This is a genomic window from Flavobacterium beibuense, assembly GCF_004151245.1.
Taxonomy (GTDB): Bacteria; Bacteroidota; Bacteroidia; order Flavobacteriales; family Flavobacteriaceae; genus Flavobacterium; species Flavobacterium beibuense_A.
The window spans coordinates 249,138-268,186 of the sequence record NZ_JUIW01000005.1 but is presented as its reverse complement, the minus strand read 5'-3'; the positions used below and the strand labels follow the sequence as shown (position 1 = coordinate 268,186).

Annotated in this window: 17 protein-coding genes; 13 read left to right on the top strand and 4 right to left on the bottom strand. The window is 38.4% G+C overall.

What is annotated here, in order from left to right:
- Positions 1-64: 64 nt before the first annotated feature.
- Both NU09_RS08670 and NU09_RS08665 read right to left on the bottom strand, forming a co-directional pair.
- Positions 65-2,557: a DUF5686 and carboxypeptidase-like regulatory domain-containing protein gene (locus NU09_RS08670; RefSeq protein WP_129750884.1), complete on the bottom strand. Its 2,493-nt coding sequence runs from the start codon at positions 2,555-2,557 to the stop codon at positions 65-67.
- Between the two features lie 68 nt (positions 2,558-2,625).
- Positions 2,626-3,621, bottom strand: a complete 996-nt coding sequence (locus NU09_RS08665) for a pyruvate dehydrogenase complex E1 component subunit beta (RefSeq protein WP_262708019.1) — start codon at positions 3,619-3,621, stop codon at positions 2,626-2,628.
- Between the two features lie 257 nt (positions 3,622-3,878).
- Here NU09_RS08665 and NU09_RS08660 point away from each other — a divergent pair, with 257 nt between their 5' ends.
- From NU09_RS08660 to NU09_RS08625, 8 genes are all read left to right on the top strand, one after another.
- Entirely contained in the window at positions 3,879-4,625 is a 747-nt protein-coding gene (locus NU09_RS08660) for an electron transfer flavoprotein subunit beta/FixA family protein (protein WP_129750882.1), read from the top strand.
- 26 nt (positions 4,626-4,651) lie between these two features.
- Complete coding sequence (locus tag NU09_RS08655; protein WP_129750881.1) at positions 4,652-5,620, top strand: electron transfer flavoprotein subunit alpha/FixB family protein; 969 nt, start codon at positions 4,652-4,654, stop codon at positions 5,618-5,620.
- Between the two features lie 96 nt (positions 5,621-5,716).
- Positions 5,717-6,328, top strand: a complete 612-nt coding sequence (locus NU09_RS08650) for a bifunctional nuclease family protein (protein WP_129750880.1) — start codon at positions 5,717-5,719, stop codon at positions 6,326-6,328.
- Positions 6,329-6,402: 74 nt separating this feature from the next.
- The gene (locus tag NU09_RS08645; protein ID WP_129750879.1) at positions 6,403-7,227 is read left to right on the top strand and encodes a thymidylate synthase; all 825 of its coding nucleotides are present in this window, start codon (positions 6,403-6,405) and stop codon (positions 7,225-7,227) included.
- A gap of 36 nt (positions 7,228-7,263) precedes the next feature.
- On the top strand, positions 7,264-7,626 hold the full coding sequence (locus NU09_RS08640; protein ID WP_129750878.1) for a 2TM domain-containing protein: 363 nt from the start codon (positions 7,264-7,266) through the stop codon (positions 7,624-7,626).
- Positions 7,626-8,114, top strand: a complete 489-nt coding sequence (locus tag NU09_RS08635; protein WP_129750877.1) for a dihydrofolate reductase — start codon at positions 7,626-7,628, stop codon at positions 8,112-8,114. The genes NU09_RS08640 and NU09_RS08635 overlap by 1 nt, the downstream gene beginning before the upstream one ends.
- Before the next feature lie 77 nt (positions 8,115-8,191).
- Positions 8,192-8,920: a bifunctional demethylmenaquinone methyltransferase/2-methoxy-6-polyprenyl-1,4-benzoquinol methylase UbiE gene (ubiE, locus tag NU09_RS08630; RefSeq protein WP_129750876.1), complete on the top strand. Its 729-nt coding sequence runs from the start codon at positions 8,192-8,194 to the stop codon at positions 8,918-8,920.
- 4 nt (positions 8,921-8,924) lie between these two features.
- Complete coding sequence (locus NU09_RS08625; RefSeq protein WP_129750875.1) at positions 8,925-9,626, top strand: porin family protein; 702 nt, start codon at positions 8,925-8,927, stop codon at positions 9,624-9,626.
- On the opposite strand, the gene NU09_RS08620 is transcribed toward NU09_RS08625, so the two are convergent.
- A complete protein-coding gene (locus NU09_RS08620) occupies positions 9,623-10,357 on the bottom strand; it encodes a TrmH family RNA methyltransferase (RefSeq protein ID WP_129750874.1) in 735 nt (244 codons plus the stop codon). The two genes, NU09_RS08625 and NU09_RS08620, sit on opposite strands and share 4 nt — an antisense overlap.
- Positions 10,358-10,395: 38 nt before the next feature.
- On the opposite strand from NU09_RS08620, the gene NU09_RS08615 reads away from it, so the two are divergent.
- Genes NU09_RS08615 through accD form a run of 3 tightly spaced genes read left to right on the top strand, consistent with a single transcriptional unit; the run spans position 10,396 to position 14,974 of the window.
- Entirely contained in the window at positions 10,396-12,966 is a 2,571-nt protein-coding gene (locus NU09_RS08615; RefSeq protein ID WP_129750873.1) for a BamA/TamA family outer membrane protein, read from the top strand.
- A 49-nt stretch (positions 12,967-13,015) separates the two neighbouring features.
- Positions 13,016-14,083 (top strand): class II fructose-bisphosphate aldolase, encoded by a 1,068-nt coding sequence (gene fbaA / locus NU09_RS08610; RefSeq protein WP_129750872.1) that lies wholly within the window; start codon positions 13,016-13,018, stop codon positions 14,081-14,083.
- A gap of 36 nt (positions 14,084-14,119) precedes the next feature.
- Positions 14,120-14,974, top strand: coding sequence for an acetyl-CoA carboxylase, carboxyltransferase subunit beta (gene accD, locus NU09_RS08605; RefSeq protein ID WP_129750871.1), 855 nt, complete (start codon positions 14,120-14,122; stop codon positions 14,972-14,974).
- Positions 14,975-15,018: 44 nt separating this feature from the next.
- On the opposite strand, the gene NU09_RS08600 is transcribed toward accD, so the two are convergent.
- Positions 15,019-16,269, bottom strand: coding sequence for an ABC transporter permease (locus NU09_RS08600; RefSeq protein WP_129750870.1), 1,251 nt, complete (start codon positions 16,267-16,269; stop codon positions 15,019-15,021).
- A 156-nt stretch (positions 16,270-16,425) separates the two neighbouring features.
- On the opposite strand from NU09_RS08600, the gene purH reads away from it, so the two are divergent.
- Both purH and NU09_RS08590 read left to right on the top strand, forming a co-directional pair.
- Entirely contained in the window at positions 16,426-17,952 is a 1,527-nt protein-coding gene (gene purH, locus NU09_RS08595) for a bifunctional phosphoribosylaminoimidazolecarboxamide formyltransferase/IMP cyclohydrolase (protein WP_129750869.1), read from the top strand.
- 58 nt (positions 17,953-18,010) lie between these two features.
- Positions 18,011-19,039: a rod shape-determining protein gene (locus tag NU09_RS08590; protein ID WP_129750868.1), complete on the top strand. Its 1,029-nt coding sequence runs from the start codon at positions 18,011-18,013 to the stop codon at positions 19,037-19,039.
- The last annotated feature ends 10 nt before the right edge of the window (positions 19,040-19,049 follow it).

Below are 19,049 nucleotides of genomic sequence, written 5' to 3'. Positions count from 1 at the left end.
TGTAATATAATTTAACATAAATACGCACTAATGTACAATTTTTTTCTATACACGAAACCTTTTATTAAAAATGAAATCCAAAAACCCCTTTAACAGCGAACCTCTTAGCATCAGGAAGATCAAGATAACTTCCTCTCCAAGCAAAGTCTATCCTGAATACCTTAAATATATTACCTATACCGGCATGATATTCCCAATATACATCATCAGGAGCACGATATGTAATACTTGAAGCATTAAGGGCAATATTTTCCTGAGATACGGTACCATATATACCTTTTACACCTACTATCTCCCTAAGATTAAGTTTTCTTAAAAATGGAATCCTTGAAAAAAGTCGGCCATTAAAATTATGCTCTAAGTGAAGTGATACATATTCATCTGCCTCAAACTCATAATAGTTCATTAGATTATAGGTGTTCTCAATAATAAAGTACGATTGGTTACCCGGTACAATACCCATTAAGCCAAGCGGAACAGCACCAAATATCTTACCCGCCTCGACTGTAGTAAACAATCGGCCAAAACCACCTACCAATACAGGCTGCCTGTAATAGAACTGAAGCTTTTGATAATTGAAATCACTATCAAAAATCTTTAGTCCCTGCGTGTAGTTTAAGTACAGCCTTGCATAATTATAATCTACATCGCTGCGCTCTACCCCATACCCTATTGTTCTTCTCTTAGGGGTGTAGTCAACATGTATTCCATATTCATATTGATTAACAGTACCTTTTACACCCTGAGAAGGATCTTCAGGGTCTACATAGTAATCCATATTAAAGGTTAACGGTGAAGCTGTTTTTAATGTCCTGTACGAAAAACTTGTTTTAAACACCAGGTTTTTAACCGGCTCTATCTCTGCCGAAAATGTGGTAAAGTTTATATTGGTAAGCTTACTGTTGTCACCACTTGCAAATAAGGAAGATGAAGCAAAACTACGCCCAAGCACATCACTTGTAGCAGTTAGACTAACACCTGTTTGCTCCACATCCCTACGGTTACCTGCTGCAAGTATAATCCTCCTCTTTTTATCAACCATCCATTTTCCGGAAAGGCCGTATTTAAACTTGTTATCCTTAAGACCATAAGCCGTATATCCTTCTATACGCCACGGGTCATTTTGCCCAAAGTAAGTTCGACCTCCGGTACGAAGCCTTATCCCTTCGACATCATTATACCCAAAACTTGAAAAAATAGGCCCATAGTCAAAATGCCCTATCTGGTAATAACCGGAACCTAATGTTGCGACCAGATTATACATCCGTTTAAACTTAGGAACAGTTTTAAGGGTATCCAGCATTTTATAGATTCCTTTCTCATCCCTGCTTAGGGATTCAAAACGATTTCGATCCCAATACTCATCAGATTTGTTATTGACCGATTCATCAAAATAATTTACATCCTTATGATAAAACTCTCCCGGCTTTTCTATATTAAACTCATAGTTTTGGAATAGCGTAGTTCTTTTTCCATACACTCCCTTAGACTTTTCTTTTTTATTGAGTGCAAAATCAGACATCATATGGTCTCGGGTAAGCAGGAAAACAGAATCGTTAAGCACCTCAAACTCCTGCTCGATATAAATATCCTTTACCCAGTTAATATTAGCTCCTTTACTGGCAGACATGGCTATCTTCTTAATAGCATAAGTAGTATCATTTACCCAAAAGTTCCCTTTAAAGGTCAGCTCATTTTTACGCCTGGGATAGAACACTATATTATAACACCATTTATTATCTACGTAAGCACTGTCGTGAAGCACATAATTATACACATTGATACCCGTACGTGAAAGCGGACTCACAAAGTCCTTATCAAAAAACTTAAGGTAGTTATTGTAAATATCATAATCAGCATAAAGGTCCTTTACAAAAGCTATTATCTGCTGATTATCACTAAAGCCGGAGTTTCTGTTTGCCTCGGTGATTTCTTTTTTTTGATTGGTTGTATTATCACCATACACTTTACCGATATTCTCATTAATAAATATAGGAAGGTAGGTTTTGCCTGTAACGGCAGAAGTGTCAACATGCTCAAAAATAAACTCCATCCCCTTAAAAAGTTTGTTTTGCATAAACGCACTGTCAATGCTGTTCATGTCAAACTCTACTTTTTCATACTTATCATACTGATACTGATCAAACATATGAAGACCGTTCTTTCGGCGCCTTTCCCATATCTTCCTTAATATATCAATAGCGGGATTGTCTTTCTTTGAAGTCTTACCGGAATATATAACCACCTCTTTCAGTTCCTGAGAATCACCTAAAACAACCTTAAGGTCATAGGTAACTGATTTTTCTAAAGTAACCTCCTGTGAAGCATAGCCCACAAAAGAAACAAGAAGCTGAGTATAGCTGTTTTTAGACTCAAGGTAAAACTTACCGTTCTCATCGGTAATTACCCCTTCAGAAGTTCCTTTAAAATAAACATTAGCATAAGGGATAGGCTCATTTGCTTCATCCAGCACAATACCCCCAACTTTGGTTTGTGACATAAGGGAGGCAGTGAATAACAGCATCACAGCCAGAAAAAATAGTAACTTCTTTTTCATATATGCTATAAACAAAAAACTTCATCATATAGTATGATGAAGTTTCAAATATAATCGAATTTATCGGATTATTTATACATAACTTTCTTAACCGCTTTTACAACGTCATCTGCATTTGGCAACCATTCTTTAAGCAGTACAGGAGAGTAAGGAGCCGGTGTATCGGCAGTAGTAATTCTCTGGATAGGAGCATCAAGATAATCAAACGCTCTTTCCTGAACCATGTAAGTAATTTCTGAAGCAACACTAGCAAATGGCCAAGCCTCTTCAAGAACCACTAATCTGTTAGTTTTTTTCACAGAGTTTAAAACTGTATCATAATCTAAAGGACGTACTGTTCTAAGATCTATAATCTCACAGCTAATACCTTCTTTCTCTAATTCGTCAGCAGCAGTATAAGCCTCTTTTATGATTTTACCGAAAGATACGATAGTAACATCTTTACCTTCACGCTTAATATCTGCAACCCCAAGAGGAATAGTATATTCTCCTTCTGGCACCTCTCCTTTATCACCATACATTTGCTCAGACTCCATAAAAATTACAGGGTCGTTATCGCGTATAGCTGATTTTAATAGTCCTTTTGCATCATATGGGTTAGAAGGAACAACAACTTTTAACCCCGGTGTATTTGCATACCAATTCTCAAAAGCCTGAGAGTGTGTAGCAGCAAGCTGTCCTGCAGAAGCAGTAGGCCCACGGAAAACGATAGGCATAGAAAACTGCCCGGCAGACATCTGCCTCATTTTAGCAGCGTTGTTTATAATTTGGTCAATACCTACAAGTGAGAAGTTAAATGTCATGAACTCAACAATAGGTCGGTTACCGTTCATTGCAGAACCTACTGCAATACCGGCAAAACCAAGCTCGGCAATAGGAGTATCAATTACTCTCTTAGGACCAAACTCATCAAGCATACCTTTAGATGCTTTATAAGCACCGTTATATTCGGCTACTTCCTCACCCATTAAATATACTGACTCGTCGCGACGCATTTCTTCGCTCATTGCTTCGCAAACTGCCTCTCTAAACTGTATCGTTCTCATGTAATTATTATTTCTTATTTTAATGATTGGCAAAAATAAAGATTTTATATTTATTTCTCAGGCAAAAAATTACAAATAAACAACCTTGTTTTTCCGCGCTTTTAAACAATCAGAATTTCATAATTATCAGGCTAAATCGTATGCGTTTTTCACAGTATATTAAATTTTAACACAGATTCTTTAAAAAAATCATATTTATTATGCATGCATAGTTTTTTATTTAAATAAAATTAGTATTTTCGTATCCGGAAAATAATCTTTATAACTTTATAAAAATGAAAATATTAGTTTGCATCAGCCACGTGCCTGATACTACTTCCAAAATCAACTTTACCAATGGTGACTCTGAGTTTGACACCAACGGTGTACAGTTTGTTATAAATCCTAACGATGAATTTGGCCTTACAAGAGCCGTATGGTTTAAAGAACAACAGGGTGCTAACGTAACGGTTGTTAACGTAGGCGGCCCAGACGCAGAAGCAACACTAAGAAAAGCGCTTGCAATAGGTGCTGACGAAGCTATACGTGTTAACGCTAACCCAACTGACGGATTTTTTGTAGCAAAACAGCTTGCAGAAGTTGTTAAGAGCGGAAACTATGATTTAGTGATAGCAGGTAAAGAATCTTTAGATTATAACGGTGGTATGGTACCCGGTATGCTTGCGGCATCTCTTGGTTACGATTTTATCAACTCTTGCATTAACCTTGAGGTTAACGGAGGTGATGTAAAAGCAGCAAGAGAAATAGACGGCGGTAAAGAAACCCTTAGCACTAAACTTCCGTTAGTAATAGGAGGTCAAAAAGGACTTGTAGAAGAGAAAGACCTTAAAATACCTAACATGAGAGGTATTATGACGGCAAGACAAAAAGCACTTACGGTACTTGAGCCAGTTGCTGCAAACAACACTACTCAGGCTGTTAAGTTTGAAAAACCGGCTCCTAAGTCGGCTGTTAAACTGGTAAGCCCGGATAATCTTGACGAACTGGTTAACCTATTACATAACGAAGCTAAAGTTATCTAATCCCACAATCTTAAAATTCCACGACTATGTCTATCTTAATATATGCTGAATCAGCAGAAGGAAAATTTAAAAAAACAGCGTTTGAGCTTGCATCATACGCTAAAAAAATAGCAGGAGAAACAGGCGACACAGTAACTGCGGTAGCCGTTAATGCTGCCGATGCTTCTCAACTTGGTAAATACGGAGTTGACAAAGTATTAAACGTAAAAAACGACAAACTTACTTCTTTTAACGCAAAAGCTTATGCAGACGTTGTTAAGCAGGCTGTACAAAAAGAAGGTGCTAAAATAGTTATCCTTTCTTCAAATACAGACAGCCTTTATATGGCTCCGCTTGTAGCTGCAGGTCTTGAGGCAGGTTATGCTTCAAACGTGGTAGCACTTCCTGAAAGCACTTCACCTTTCCGTGTAAAAAGAAATGCGTTCTCTAACAAAGCTTTCAACATTACAGAAATAACTACCGATGTAAAAGTTTTAGCTCTAGCGAAAAACTCATTCGGTCTTGTTGAGGCTTCAGGTGCTGCAACAGAAGAAGCTTTCGCTCCGACATTAAATGATAATGACTTCTCTATAAAAGTAGAATCTTCAGAAAAAGTTTCAGGTAAAGTTACTATCGCCGATGCAGAAATCGTAGTTTCTGGCGGACGCGGACTTAAAGGTCCTGAGAACTGGGGTATGCTGGAAGAGCTTGCGTCTGTACTTGGTGCTGCTACAGCATGTTCTAAACCGGTATCAGATCTTGGCTGGAGACCTCACTCTGAACACGTAGGACAAACAGGTAAACCGGTAGCTTCTAACCTTTACATTGCAGTAGGGATTTCAGGTGCTATACAACACATTGCAGGTATCAACTCATCTAAGGTAAAAGTAGTTATCAACACTGACCCGGATGCTCCTTTCTTTAAAGTGGCAGACTATGGTGTTGTAGGAGATGCTTTTGATATTGTTCCTAAGTTGACTGAAAAAATAAAAGAGTTTAAGGCTCAAAACTCATAATTTTATTATAAATTGTGCCCTTAAAAGGGCTATCTGATGCGGATGGTTTAAATTTGTTCAGATAGCCCTTTTTATTTGACAGAGGAAACGATTTTTATGAGCTTAGTAAAACTTACTATTAAAGGGATTTCGTACAGCCAGACTCAAAACGGCGCGTATGCTTTAATCCTGAATGAGGTAGACGGTGAACGAAAATTACCAATTGTTATTGGTGCGTTTGAAGCACAATCTATTGCAATAGCCCTTGAAAAGGAGATTAAACCACCAAGGCCGCTTACCCATGACCTGTTTAAAAATTTTGCCGACCGCTTTGACATTGTCGTAAAGCAGGTTATTATCCACAAGCTGGTAGACGGTGTTTTCTTTTCAAGCATAATATGCGAGCGCGACCGTATTGAAGAAATTATAGATGCAAGGACTTCAGACGCTATCGCATTGGCATTACGCTTTAGTGCACCTATATTCACCTATAAGAATATTTTAGACAAAGCCGGGATTTATCTTAAGATAAACCCTGAACCGGAGAACGCCGAAAACGACGACATCCTTTCTGAACCCGAAACATTCGGTACGGAAGAGGTATCGGGCGAAGGCTACTCACAATACAGTCTTCAGGAACTGAATGAAATGCTGGAAGGCGCAGTACAGAATGAAGACTATGAAAAGGCAGCAAAAATAAGAGACGAAATATCTAAGAGAGAGAGTTAATTTGGCTATTCGTTAATTCGGTTATTTGAGAGTCAAATCAACAAATAACCTCATAAACTAATCCACATAATAAGATGAAGCAGTATTTAGATTTAGTGAAGCATGTAATGGAAAACGGCAACCAAAAAGGTGACCGTACAGGAACAGGAACTAAAAGTGTTTTTGGTTATCAGATGCGTTTTGACCTTAGCGAAGGCTTCCCGCTGGTAACTACAAAAAAACTTCACCTTAAATCTATTATATATGAGCTGCTTTGGTTCTTACAGGGAAACACTAATATTGGTTACCTTAACGAGAACGGTGTAAGGATTTGGGACGAATGGGCAGATGAGAATGGCGATCTAGGCCCTGTTTACGGACACCAGTGGAGAAACTGGGATAGCCAGGAAATAGACCAGATAAAAGAACTTATAGAAACCCTTAAAACCAACCCTAACAGCCGCAGAATGCTTGTTAGCGCATGGAACCCCAGAGTTTTACCGGACACCTCTAAATCATTTGCAGAAAACGTGGCCGAAGGCAAAGTTGCCCTTCCACCCTGCCATGCTTTCTTCCAGTTTTATGTGGCCGACGGTAAACTATCATGCCAGTTATACCAAAGGAGTGCCGATATATTTTTAGGCGTTCCGTTTAATATTGCTTCTTATGCCCTGCTTACTATGATGATTGCACAGGTATGCGACCTTAAGCCAGGCGATTTTGTACATACTTTTGGTGATGCTCATATTTACAACAACCACATGGAGCAGGTTGAACTTCAGCTTACACGCGAGCCAAGGCCACTACCAAAAATGATACTGAATCCGGAAGTAAAAGATATTTTCGACTTTAAGTTTGAAGACTTCACACTTGTTGATTATGATCCGCACCCACATATTAAAGGAGTAGTAGCTGTGTAACGATTTTTTCCCTACCTTAGATAAAAATCCTTCACCATGGAACCAAATCAACAGGAACTATACGAATATGCTAGAAAGAGAGTAAAACAGAAAAAGCGTGTTTACTTTCATTTCATACTGTTTTTTGTAGGCAGTATTTTTCTGTACGTTATCAATAAATGGCTTAATGTACAACCGGAAAAGGACTGGTACCTTTGGGCTATTACTGCCTGGGCATTTTTATTTGTAATGCACTTTATAAAGGTTTTTGTTACCGAAAGTTTTATAAACAAAAAATGGGAACAGGAACAGATTGACAAGCTTGTTGCCAGACAGGAACGCAAGATAAGCCAGCTTGAAAAAAAACTGGAAAACGAGAATCAGAACTCACAAACCGAAAACACTACCACAACAGAATAATGACAGTTACCCTTATAGCCGCAGCCGCAGAGAACAATGCATTAGGAAAAGACAACCAGATGATTTGGCACCTGCCGGACGACTTTAAACGGTTTAAACAACTTACATCGGGACATTATGTTATTATGGGACGTAAGACTTTCGATAGCCTCCCCGGCATGTTACCCAACCGCACCCATGTTATTATTACCCGCCAGAAAGATTACACAGCAGAAAACTGTATTGTGGTAAACAGTCTTGAGGAAGCACTAAAAATAAGCCCGCAAGATGAGGAAGTGTTTATTATTGGCGGCGGCGAGATCTACAAACAATCTATGGCAGTAGCCGATAAGATAGAACTTACCAGGGTGCACGGCACCACACCTGAAGCAGATGCTTTTTTCCCTGAAATAGACCCTTCTAAATGGGAATTAAAAGAAACTGTTCACCACCCTAAAGACGAAAAACATAAGTTTGATTTTACTTTTGAAACGTTTGTAAGAAAGTAAGTACTTCCCAAACACGACTTTACTTATAACATATTATTAGTAAAACTATTTATATCTTTGCGCCGTAAATATTTGCAATGTCACAAAATGTAACCCCCTATAAGGATTCCCAATTGGGAAAAAAAGAACAGGTAGCCCAAATGTTTGATACCATTTCCGGTAAATATGACGGACTTAACCGTGTAATTTCATTTGGTATCGACGTTAAGTGGAGAAAAAAAGTACTTAAACTGGTTTCAGACACTAACCCTGAAACTGTGCTTGATATTGCCACAGGTACAGGTGACCTTGCTATTTTAATGACCCAGACAGGAGCTAAAAAAATTACCGGCTTAGACATTTCTGCCGGGATGCTTGAAGTAGGCCGTAAAAAGATTGCCGAACGAAAACTGGATAGCAAAATAGACATGGTACTGGGCGACAGCGAGAACATTCCGTTTGAAGATAACAGCTTTGATGCCATTACCGTTGCTTTTGGGGTTCGCAACTTTGAAACTCTTGAAAAAGGGCTTGCAGAAATTTTAAGAGTGTTAAAACCGGGAGGTATTTTTGTAATACTGGAAACCTCTGTACCCACAAAAACACCATATAAACAAGGTTATAAATTCTACACAAAGTACATACTGCCGCTAATTGGCAAACTTTTCTCTAAAGATAAGTCGGCTTACGCCTATCTAAGCGAATCGGCTTCCGTTTTCCCTCACGGCGAAATGTTAAACAATATTTTGAGGAAAATTGGGTTTATAGAGGTGAAGAACAGGCCGCAAACCTTTGGTGTGGCAACAATTTATTCGGCTTCAAAATAATACAATGAAAAGATTTCTTTTATACATAATCCTTATATGTGGCCTGCATGGACATGCCCAGCTTAAAATATTTGGTAAAGATCCTATTATCCACCTTGAAAACTTTGACAAACAAAGAGTACACTGGGGTTATTTCCTTGGATTTAACAGCTATGGCTTTAAGTTTGATTATATAGACGCCCCGGATGTTGATGTTATAGTAAAGCAGACTACTGGCTTTAACGTAGGCCTTGTAGGTAATTTAAGGATTATGGAGCACTTGGACCTTCGTTTTGAGCCGGGATTATATTACACCCAAAGAGATCTTACCTTCCCCGGATTTGAAAGGGAGAGTGATGCTTTTAGGGAGGTAAAATCAACTTATATCCACTTCCCGCTGTTACTTAAATTCTCTGCAAAAAGAGCAGGAAACGTAAAACCATATTTAGTGGGAGGTTTTTCAAAAACATTAAACCTTTCCAGTGGTTACAATTCCCTTGACGACAACTACACAGGCACATTCAGAATGAAACAGTGGACTACCAATTACGAAATAGGTTTTGGTATAGACATGTATCTGGAGTACTTTAAGTTCTCACCTTCAATTCGTGGGGTATTTGGTCTTAATGATGAGCTTATCAGGGACAATAATCCTGACAGCCCGTGGACATCTAACATAGGCTCTATGAAAACAAGGGCTATTTTAGTAAACTTTACATTCCACTAAGACAGAGAACGCCTAAACTCACTTAGGATTATCGCAGTGGCAGTTGCTACATTAAGGCTTTCAGTCTGCTGAAGTTTACCAAATCGCGGTATCGAAATTTTATCGGTTACAACATCCTCAATTTCCTGAGATATACCGTTTGCCTCGTTACCAAAAACCACAATACCGTTCTGCGGGAGCGATTGGGTGTAAATATTTTCACCATCCATAAAGGTTCCGTAAACAGGTAATGAAGTATTTTTAAGGTAACCCTGTAAATCAGTATACATAACCTTTACTCTAGTAACAGAACCCATTGTAGCCTGAATCACTTTTGGATTGTAGACATCCACACAACCATGAGAACAAACAAGATGTTTTACACCAAACCAGTCACACATTCTTATAATGGTCCCAAGGTTTCCTGGATCGCGTACTTCATCAAGTGCAACAATCAATCCGCTATCAGGCAATTTGTTTTCATCTTCAGGAATACTAAAAACAGCAAGGCAGGTATTGGCAGTAGTAAGCGCACTAATCTTTTTCAGCTCGGCATCGGTCACTTCTACCCTCTTTCCATGAGGAATATTTGTAAAATCATTTTGGGTGGTAAAAAGCTGCTGTAATTCAAAATGTGAGTTTAAAAGTTCTTCAACTACTTTAACACCTTCAGCAATGAACATTTTGTATTCCTTTCGGTATTTTTTTTGCTGTAAACCCGTTATTGTTTTAATTTGGTTTTTACTAACCATAAAAAATGTATTTTTGAATTACTATTTAGAGCCCTGCCTTGAGAAATAAAATAACAAAAATAGCACTTATTATATTATCTGCTTCTGTTTTGTTCTCGTGTTCCCTTACAAAAAGGGTTCCCGACAGCAAGCAACTGCTTAAAGAAGTAGACATTAATGTAAATGACAAATCGGAAAGTAAAAACGAAGACGTCACTAATCAACTGTACCAGATACCCAATTCAGATGTTTTAGGACTAAACATCCGTTTGCACTTATATAACTGGGCAAATCCAAATCCGGACTCGTCCTATCAGGCATGGCTGGAAAGAAAGCCCAATCGCCATAAAAGATATACAGCCTTACTTTCAGAAAAACAGGTGCAGCGTTTGGGGCACTCATTTATTGTTTCCGGTATAGACAATTTCCTTAAGGATGTAGGTGAACCTCCTGTAATTGTAGATAGCCTTCGTACTCAAAGATCGGCCAGAAGGCTAAATGCTTATTATTTTAAAAGAGGGTACTTCCGCACAAAGGTAAAGTATACCATAGACAGTATTGGAAACAAAAGAGCCCGTGTAACCTATAATGTAGAAACCGGCAAACCCTATATAGTAGATTCTATCTCAACACAAATACAATCGCCTGTACTTGACAGTTTATACAATAAAACGAAAGACAAGTCAATTATAAAAAAAGGCAAACAATATGCTGAAGCAGATTTTACGGAAGAACGTGACCGCTTAACCACATATTTCCTAAATCACGGGGTGTATAATTTTCAGCCCAACTACATATCCTACGCCATAGATACCGTTGGCACTAATTATAAGGCAAACGCTAAAATTTTAATTGATAATGAAACCGTAAGGACTCAGGATTCAACTTACACCAAGCCGTTTAGCATTTACAAAATAAGTCAGGTTAATATTTATACCGAAAATCAAAACGGAGAAGAACGCACCATAGACAGTGCTTCTTACAAAGGCTTTAATATTTACAGCACCGGAAAACTTAATTACAGGCCAAAAGCACTTACCGACCCTGTTTTTATTACTCCCGGAAGCACCTATGCCGATTTTAGAAGAACCTTAACCTACAGGTATCTTTCTAACCTTAATATATTTTATTATCCTAAAATAATATACGAACCGGATCCGGCAGATTCTACCGGAACATCACTTATTACAAATATATACCTGAAACCGAAAACCAAGTTCGACCTTATTGTAGGTGCCGATTTTATACATTCAAACATACAGGACTTTGGTATACAGGGTAACCTTACCTTACTAATGCGTAATGTATTTAGGGGTGCCGAGATATTAAGTATAAGTACCCGCGGAAATGTTGGTTCATCAAGAGACCTTTCAATACAGGACAGGAGCTTCTTCAACATTCTGGAATATGGAGCTGATTTAAAGCTTACCTTCCCGCGTATATTTTTCCCGCTTAATACCGACAGAATTATTCGTAAAGAAATGATTCCTTCCACAAACATGAGTTTCGGTACAAGCAGACAGCAAAATATAGGCCTTGATAAAGAAAGCTTTACAGGTATACTGAGTTACAACTGGACACCTAAACGAAATGTTACTGCAAGGCTGGATCTTTTAAACATTCAGTATGTAAGAAATGTAAACCCGCAAAACTACTTTAATGTATATGCATCATCTTACGAAAGGCTGAATGATTATGCCCTACAGTATCAGAATCAGGTAGACCCTAATTACTTTGCTATTGATCCTGAAACAGGAGAAACCAAACTAATAATTGAAGAGGGCACAGATGGTTTTATTAATGATGTAGACAACGGTACAATAACAGTCGGTCCTGAAGATTACAGAAACATAAACAGTATTGATGAAAGAAAACAGAGGCTTACCGAAAACAACCTGATTTTCGCTTCAAACTTTACCTATACCACCAGTACCAAAGAAAACATACTGGATAACACCTTCTTTATTTTTAAAACAAAAATAGAGTCGGCCGGTAATTTCCTTTCTCTGCTATCCAGACTTGAAGGTAATAGCAATACTAATGACAACGGAAGGCATACATTTTTAAATGTAGAATATTCTCAATACATAAAAACAGAATTCGACTTTATCAAGCACTTTGATTTAAGAAGAGGCAAAGTCCTTGCCATGAGGGCATTTGCCGGTATTGCCATACCATACGGAAATGCTAATTCCATTCCGTTTACAAGAAGTTACTTTGGTGGTGGCTCTAACGACAACAGGGCATGGCAATCGTACAGTTTAGGGCCGGGACGAAGCGGAAGCCCTAACGATTTTAACGAAGCTAACTTTAAACTGGCTTACAGTGCCGAGCTACGCTTTAATCTTTTCGGACAGCTTAACGGAGCTATTTTTGGCGATGTAGGTAACATTTGGAACGTTTTTGACAGCGAAACTGATACCGACTACACCTTTAACGGACTCCAATCTTTCCGAGACCTTGCCTTTGGTACCGGTTTCGGATTCAGGTATGATTTTAACTTCTTTGTAGTGCGTCTTGACTTTGGATATAAAACCTATGACCCGGGCAGACCGGAAAACGACAGATGGTTTAAAGGATATAATTTCTCTAAGACAGTTTTAAATGTCGGAATTAATTATCCGTTCTAAATTTAAAAATACTATTTTTGTAAATTAATTTTTAAAAACTATAAATAAAATGGCTCATAATATCAAACCCGGGGTTGCAACCGGAGACCAGGTTCAGGAGATCTTTAAGTATGCCAAAGAAAAAGGATTTGCATTACCTGCAGTAAATGTAACAGGCTCTAGTACTATTAATGGTGTTCTTGAAACAGCTGCAAAATTAAAAGCTCCGGTAATCATCCAATTCTCTAACGGTGGTGCTTCATTCAACGCTGGTAAAGGATTATCTAACGAGGGTCAGAAATCTGCCATTTTAGGAGCAGTTGCAGGAGCAAAACACATACATACACTTGCAGAAGCTTATGGTGCTACTGTAATTTTACATACAGACCACTGTGCTAAAAACCTTTTACCTTGGATAGACGGTCTACTTGACGCAAGCGAAGAGCATTTTAAAGCTACAGGCAAGTCGCTATTCAGCTCACACATGATTGACTTATCAGAAGAGCCTCTTGAGGAAAACATTGAGATCTCTAAAAAATACCTTGAAAGAATGAGCAAAATGGGCATGACCCTTGAAATCGAGCTTGGTATTACAGGAGGTGAAGAAGACGGTGTTGACAACTCTGACGTAGACAGCTCTAAACTATACACTCAGCCCGAAGAAGTATCTTATGCTTATGAAGAACTAAGCAAGGTATCAGATAAATTTACTGTTGCGGCTGCTTTTGGTAACGTACACGGTGTTTACAAACCGGGTAACGTTAAGCTTACTCCAAAAATCCTTAGAAACTCTCAGGAATATGTACAAAACAAATTCAACACTGGTCCAAACCCTGTAGACTTTGTATTCCACGGAGGTTCAGGATCTACTCTTGAAGAGATAAGAGAAGCCATTTCTTATGGTGTAATCAAAATGAACATCGATACCGACTTACAATTTGCATTTACTGAGGGTATCCGTGATTATGTTACCAACAATGTAGAGTACCTAAGAACTCAGATTGGCAACCCAGAAGGAGCAGATTCTCCAAACAAGAAATACTACGATCCAAGAAAATGGATTCGCGAAGGAGAACTTACCTTTAACAAGAGACTTGAAAAAGCATTTGAAGACCTAAACAACGTTAATACCCTATAATTTTAAAGGGCTGTATAACTAACTAATATTTGTAAAATGGCTTGGTTTAAAAGAACGGAAAAAGGAATACAAACACCAACCGAGAATAAGAAAGATGTACCTAAAGGATTATGGTACAAATCGCCTACCGGTAAAATTGTAGATGCAGAAGAACTTGCAAGAAACTTTTATGTAAGTCCTGAAGACGGATATCACGTAAGAATAGGCAGTAAAGAGTATTTTGAAATACTGTTTGACAACAACGAGTTTGAAGAGCTGGATGAAAACATGACAGCTAAAGACCCGCTTAAGTTTGTTGACACTAAAAAATACAGCGATCGTTTAAAAGACGCTATAGAAAAAACAAAACTTAAGGATGCTGTAAGAACTGCAGTAGGTAAATCTAAAGGTAAAGACCTTGTTATTGCATGTATGGACTTCGCTTTCATCGGCGGATCTATGGGTGCTGTGGTAGGTGAGAAAATTGCACGTGCAATAGACCATTCTATCAAAAACAACATTCCTTTCCTTATGATTTCAAAATCAGGTGGTGCAAGGATGATGGAAGCAGCTTACTCACTTATGCAGTTAGCTAAAACATCTGCTAAGCTTGCCCAGCTTGCTGACGCTAAAATACCTTATATCTCACTATGTACAGACCCTACAACAGGCGGTACAACTGCATCGTATGCAATGTTAGGAGATGTAAACATTTCTGAACCTGGAGCACTTATCGGATTTGCAGGTCCGCGTGTAGTAAAAGACACTACAGGTAAAGACCTACCGGAAGGTTTCCAGACTGCAGAGTTTGTATTGGAGCATGGTTTCCTTGATTTTATCACTCCTCGTAAAGAGCTTAAAGATAAGATCAACCTTTATCTTGATTTGATTCAAAACAATCCTATACGATAATAAAAAAGCCTCACTTTAAGTGAGGCTTTTTTATTTATATCATATTACATTCCGCTTCTTATCGCCTCAACAGGATCTAATTTAGCCGCTGAGATAGCAGGCAATATTCCGGATATAAGCCCGATAGCGATTGACAAACCACTACCTAAAGCCATATTAAACGCACTTAGCACAAATTCAAAATCAAGCATTTTGGTTATCCCTATAGCTATAAGCCAAACCAGAAACATTCCTACAAGCCCTCCTATAAAAGACAATATAACTGCCTCAAACAGGAACTGAAGCAATATAAACTTGCTTTTGGCACCAAGTGCTTTTTGTATACCTATAAGATTTGTTCTTTCCTTAACTGATACAAACATAATATTGGCTATTCCAAAACCACCCACAAGCAGAGAAAAGAATCCTATAATCCATCCTCCAATATTAAGATTACCTACAATCTCATCAATCATATCAGTAAAACCGGAAAGGATATCAATAATAAAATTATCTATATCACCCGCTTTTATACCCCTGTAATTTCTAAGTTTATAAGTCACTTCCGCTTTTACCTCTTCTCCCGTATAACCTGCCTTAGGCTTTATTATAATAATAGGTGTCATAAAATCATTATGGTCACCAAACTTGCGCCTTAAAAAATTAACCGGAATAAAAACAGCCGTATCATTATTTTCTCCAAACGCTCCCGACCCCTGTTTTGCAAGCACACCAATTACGGTAAATTTTTGCCCGTACATGCGTACTTTTTTCTCCAGCGGATTCGCATCACCAAATAAAGCCTTTGCCACCTCATACCCTATCACCACAACAGGAGTACCGGAAACCGATTCCGTTTCGTTATAAAAGCGCCCTGAAGGTATATCCAGCTTTTGTATATCGGTAAACTCATAAGAAACCGGAACCACATTAATATCACTAACTGATTTATCGTTGTACTTTACAATTTCGCTGTTGGTAAAAATCTGGAATGCTACCTGATCGGCCATTGTAACGGCATCCTTTAGGTACTGATATTCAGCATAGCTCACGTCGGGAAACTGCTGGCGCTTCCATCTCGGTATGTCAGACGGGCCAAAAGAAAAACTTTTAAGATACATGGTATTTTTATCTACCGCACTAAGCTGTTCTTTTATCTGCCTGTCCATAGAGTCTACAGCAGCGAGAACCGCAATAATGGAAAATATTCCTACGGTTACCCCAAGCAACGATAAAAACGTCCTGAGCTTATTGTTTCTTAGTGCATTTAAAGCAAATGCAAGGCTTTCTCTAAGCAATCGCAGGTATAACAACATAACAAATTTATTGAGTTGTGTAAAATTCAATAATTTTTTCGCAAATTCCTAAAATCAAAAAGCAATAAAAATAAAAAAACATAAAATTATATCTTATATCTCTTTGAATGTTAGCTATACAATAACTACTTTTGCACCTTTAGAACACGCATCAAAATGAGTACAGTAAAAAACATTTCATCGGCCCTTATTTCAGTATTTGATAAAGACGGCTTAGAACCTATTGTTAGGAAACTACACGAAAATTCAGTAACCATCTATTCTACCGGAGGTACAGAGTCTTTTATCAAAGATTTAGGCATACCTGTTGTAGCTGTTGAAGACGTAACTTCCTACCCTTCAATACTTGGAGGTCGCGTTAAAACTTTACACCCTAAAGTTTTCGGAGGTATACTTAACCGTCAGGATAATGAATCTGACGTACAGCAGATGAAAGAATTTGACATTCCTCAAATTGACCTGGTTATTGTAGACCTGTACCCTTTTGAAAAAACAGTTGCATCGGGAGCTCCTGAAGCTGATATTATCGAAAAAATCGACATCGGTGGTATTTCACTTATCCGTGCTGCTGCTAAAAACTTTAAAGACACGGTTATCGTTGCATCAGTAAACGAGTACAGTCTGTTTTTAGATATGCTTACCAGCAATAATGGAGGCACCACTATTGAGGAAAGAAGGCTACTTGCTACTAAAGCATTCCATGTTTCTTCAAACTACGATACTGCAATATTCAACTATTTCAATACAGATGATACTTACTATAAAGCAAGTATAGCTGACGGACAGGTACTTCGTTACGGAGAAAACCCTCACCAGAAAGGCTTCTTCTTTGGCGAATTTGACAAAATGTTCACTAAACTCCATGGTAAAGAGCTTTCATACAACAACCTTCTGGATGTAGATGCTGCTGTTAACCTGATGCAGGAGTTTAAAAATGACAATCCTACATTTGCAATATTAAAACATAACAACGCTTGCGGACTTGCTACAAGAAGCACTGTAAAAGAGGCTTACCTTGATGCTCTTGCGGGTGACCCTACATCTGCTTTTGGAGGTGTTCTTATTTCTAATGCTAAAATCGACAAGGCTGCAGCAGAAGAAATCAACCAACTTTTCTGTGAGGTGGTAATTGCTCCGGGTTATGATGATGACGCTGTTGCAGTACTACAGGAAAAGAAAAACAGAATTATTTTAGTTCAAAATGATGTGGAACTACCTGCTAAACAGGTTAGAACATGCCTAAACGGATTATTAGTTCAGGATAAAGACAATATTACAGACAATAAAGAGCATTTAACTACCGTTACAGTAACTTCACCTACTGAGCAGGAAGTGGAAGACCTGCTGTTTGCTTCAAAAATCTGTAAGCATACAAAATCCAATACCATTGTTTTTGCTAAAAATAAACAACTGTTTGCAAGCGGTACAGGACAAACTTCTCGTGTAGATGCTTTAAGACAGGCTGTGGAAAAAGCAAATTCATTTAACTTTGACCTTAACGGGGCTGTTATGGCCAGCGATGCGTTTTTCCCTTTCCCGGACTGCGTTGAGCTTGCTAAAAATGCCGGTATTACAGCTGTAATACAACCGGGTGGTTCTATAAAAGATGAATTGAGTATAAATTACTGCAACGAAAATAATGTTGCAATGGTATTTACAGGAACACGTCATTTTAAACATTAATTTGTTACATTTGTTTTTGAGCATCTAATTTAAATAAACTAAACCCGAAGGAATAAATATGGGATTTTTTGATTTCATGACCGAGGATATCGCAATTGACCTTGGTACCGCAAATACCCTCATAATACACAACGACAAAGTAGTTATAGACAGCCCGTCTATTGTAGCCCGAGACCGTGTTACCGGCAAAATAATAGCTGTAGGTAAAGAGGCTAATATGATGCAGGGTAAAACCCATGAAAACATAAAAACCATACGTCCGCTTAAGGATGGGGTTATAGCTGACTTTGCCGCGTCGGAAGAAATGATAAAAATGTTTATCAAGAGTATCCCGGCATTAAAAAAGAAATTATTTACACCGGCCCTTCGCATGGTTATCTGTATTCCGTCGGGTATTACCGAAGTGGAGATGCGTGCAGTAAAAGAATCTGCCGAAAGGGTAAACGGTAAAGAAGTATATCTTATACACGAGCCTATGGCTGCGGCTATAGGTATCGGCGTGGATATTATGCAGCCTAAAGGAAACATGATTGTAGATATAGGTGGTGGTACTACTGAGATTGCCGTAATAGCACTTGGAGGTATTGTATGTGACAAATCGGTTAAGATTGCGGGTGACGTTTTCACAAACGATATTGTTTACTACATGAGAACACAGCACAACCTTTTTGTGGGTGAAACCACTGCCGAGAAAATCAAGATTCAGATAGGTGCCGCACTAGAGGATTTAGATTCTCCACCAGAGGAAATGTCTGTACAGGGTCGTGACCTTCTTACAGGTAAACCAAAACAGGTTGATGTTTCTTACCGTGAGATTGCGAAAGCTCTTGATAAATCTATCCAACGTATTGAAGATGCGGTTATGGAAACTCTTTCTCAAACTCCACCGGAACTTGCAGCCGATATTTACAATACAGGTATATACCTTGCAGGTGGTGGATCTATGCTTAGAGGGCTTGACAAGCGTATTTCTCAAAAAACAGACCTTCCGGTATACATTGCAGAAGATCCGCTAAGGGCAGTAGTGCGAGGAACAGGAATGGCACTTAAAAATATCCAGAAATTCAGAAGCATACTTATCAAATAAAGAGCTATAG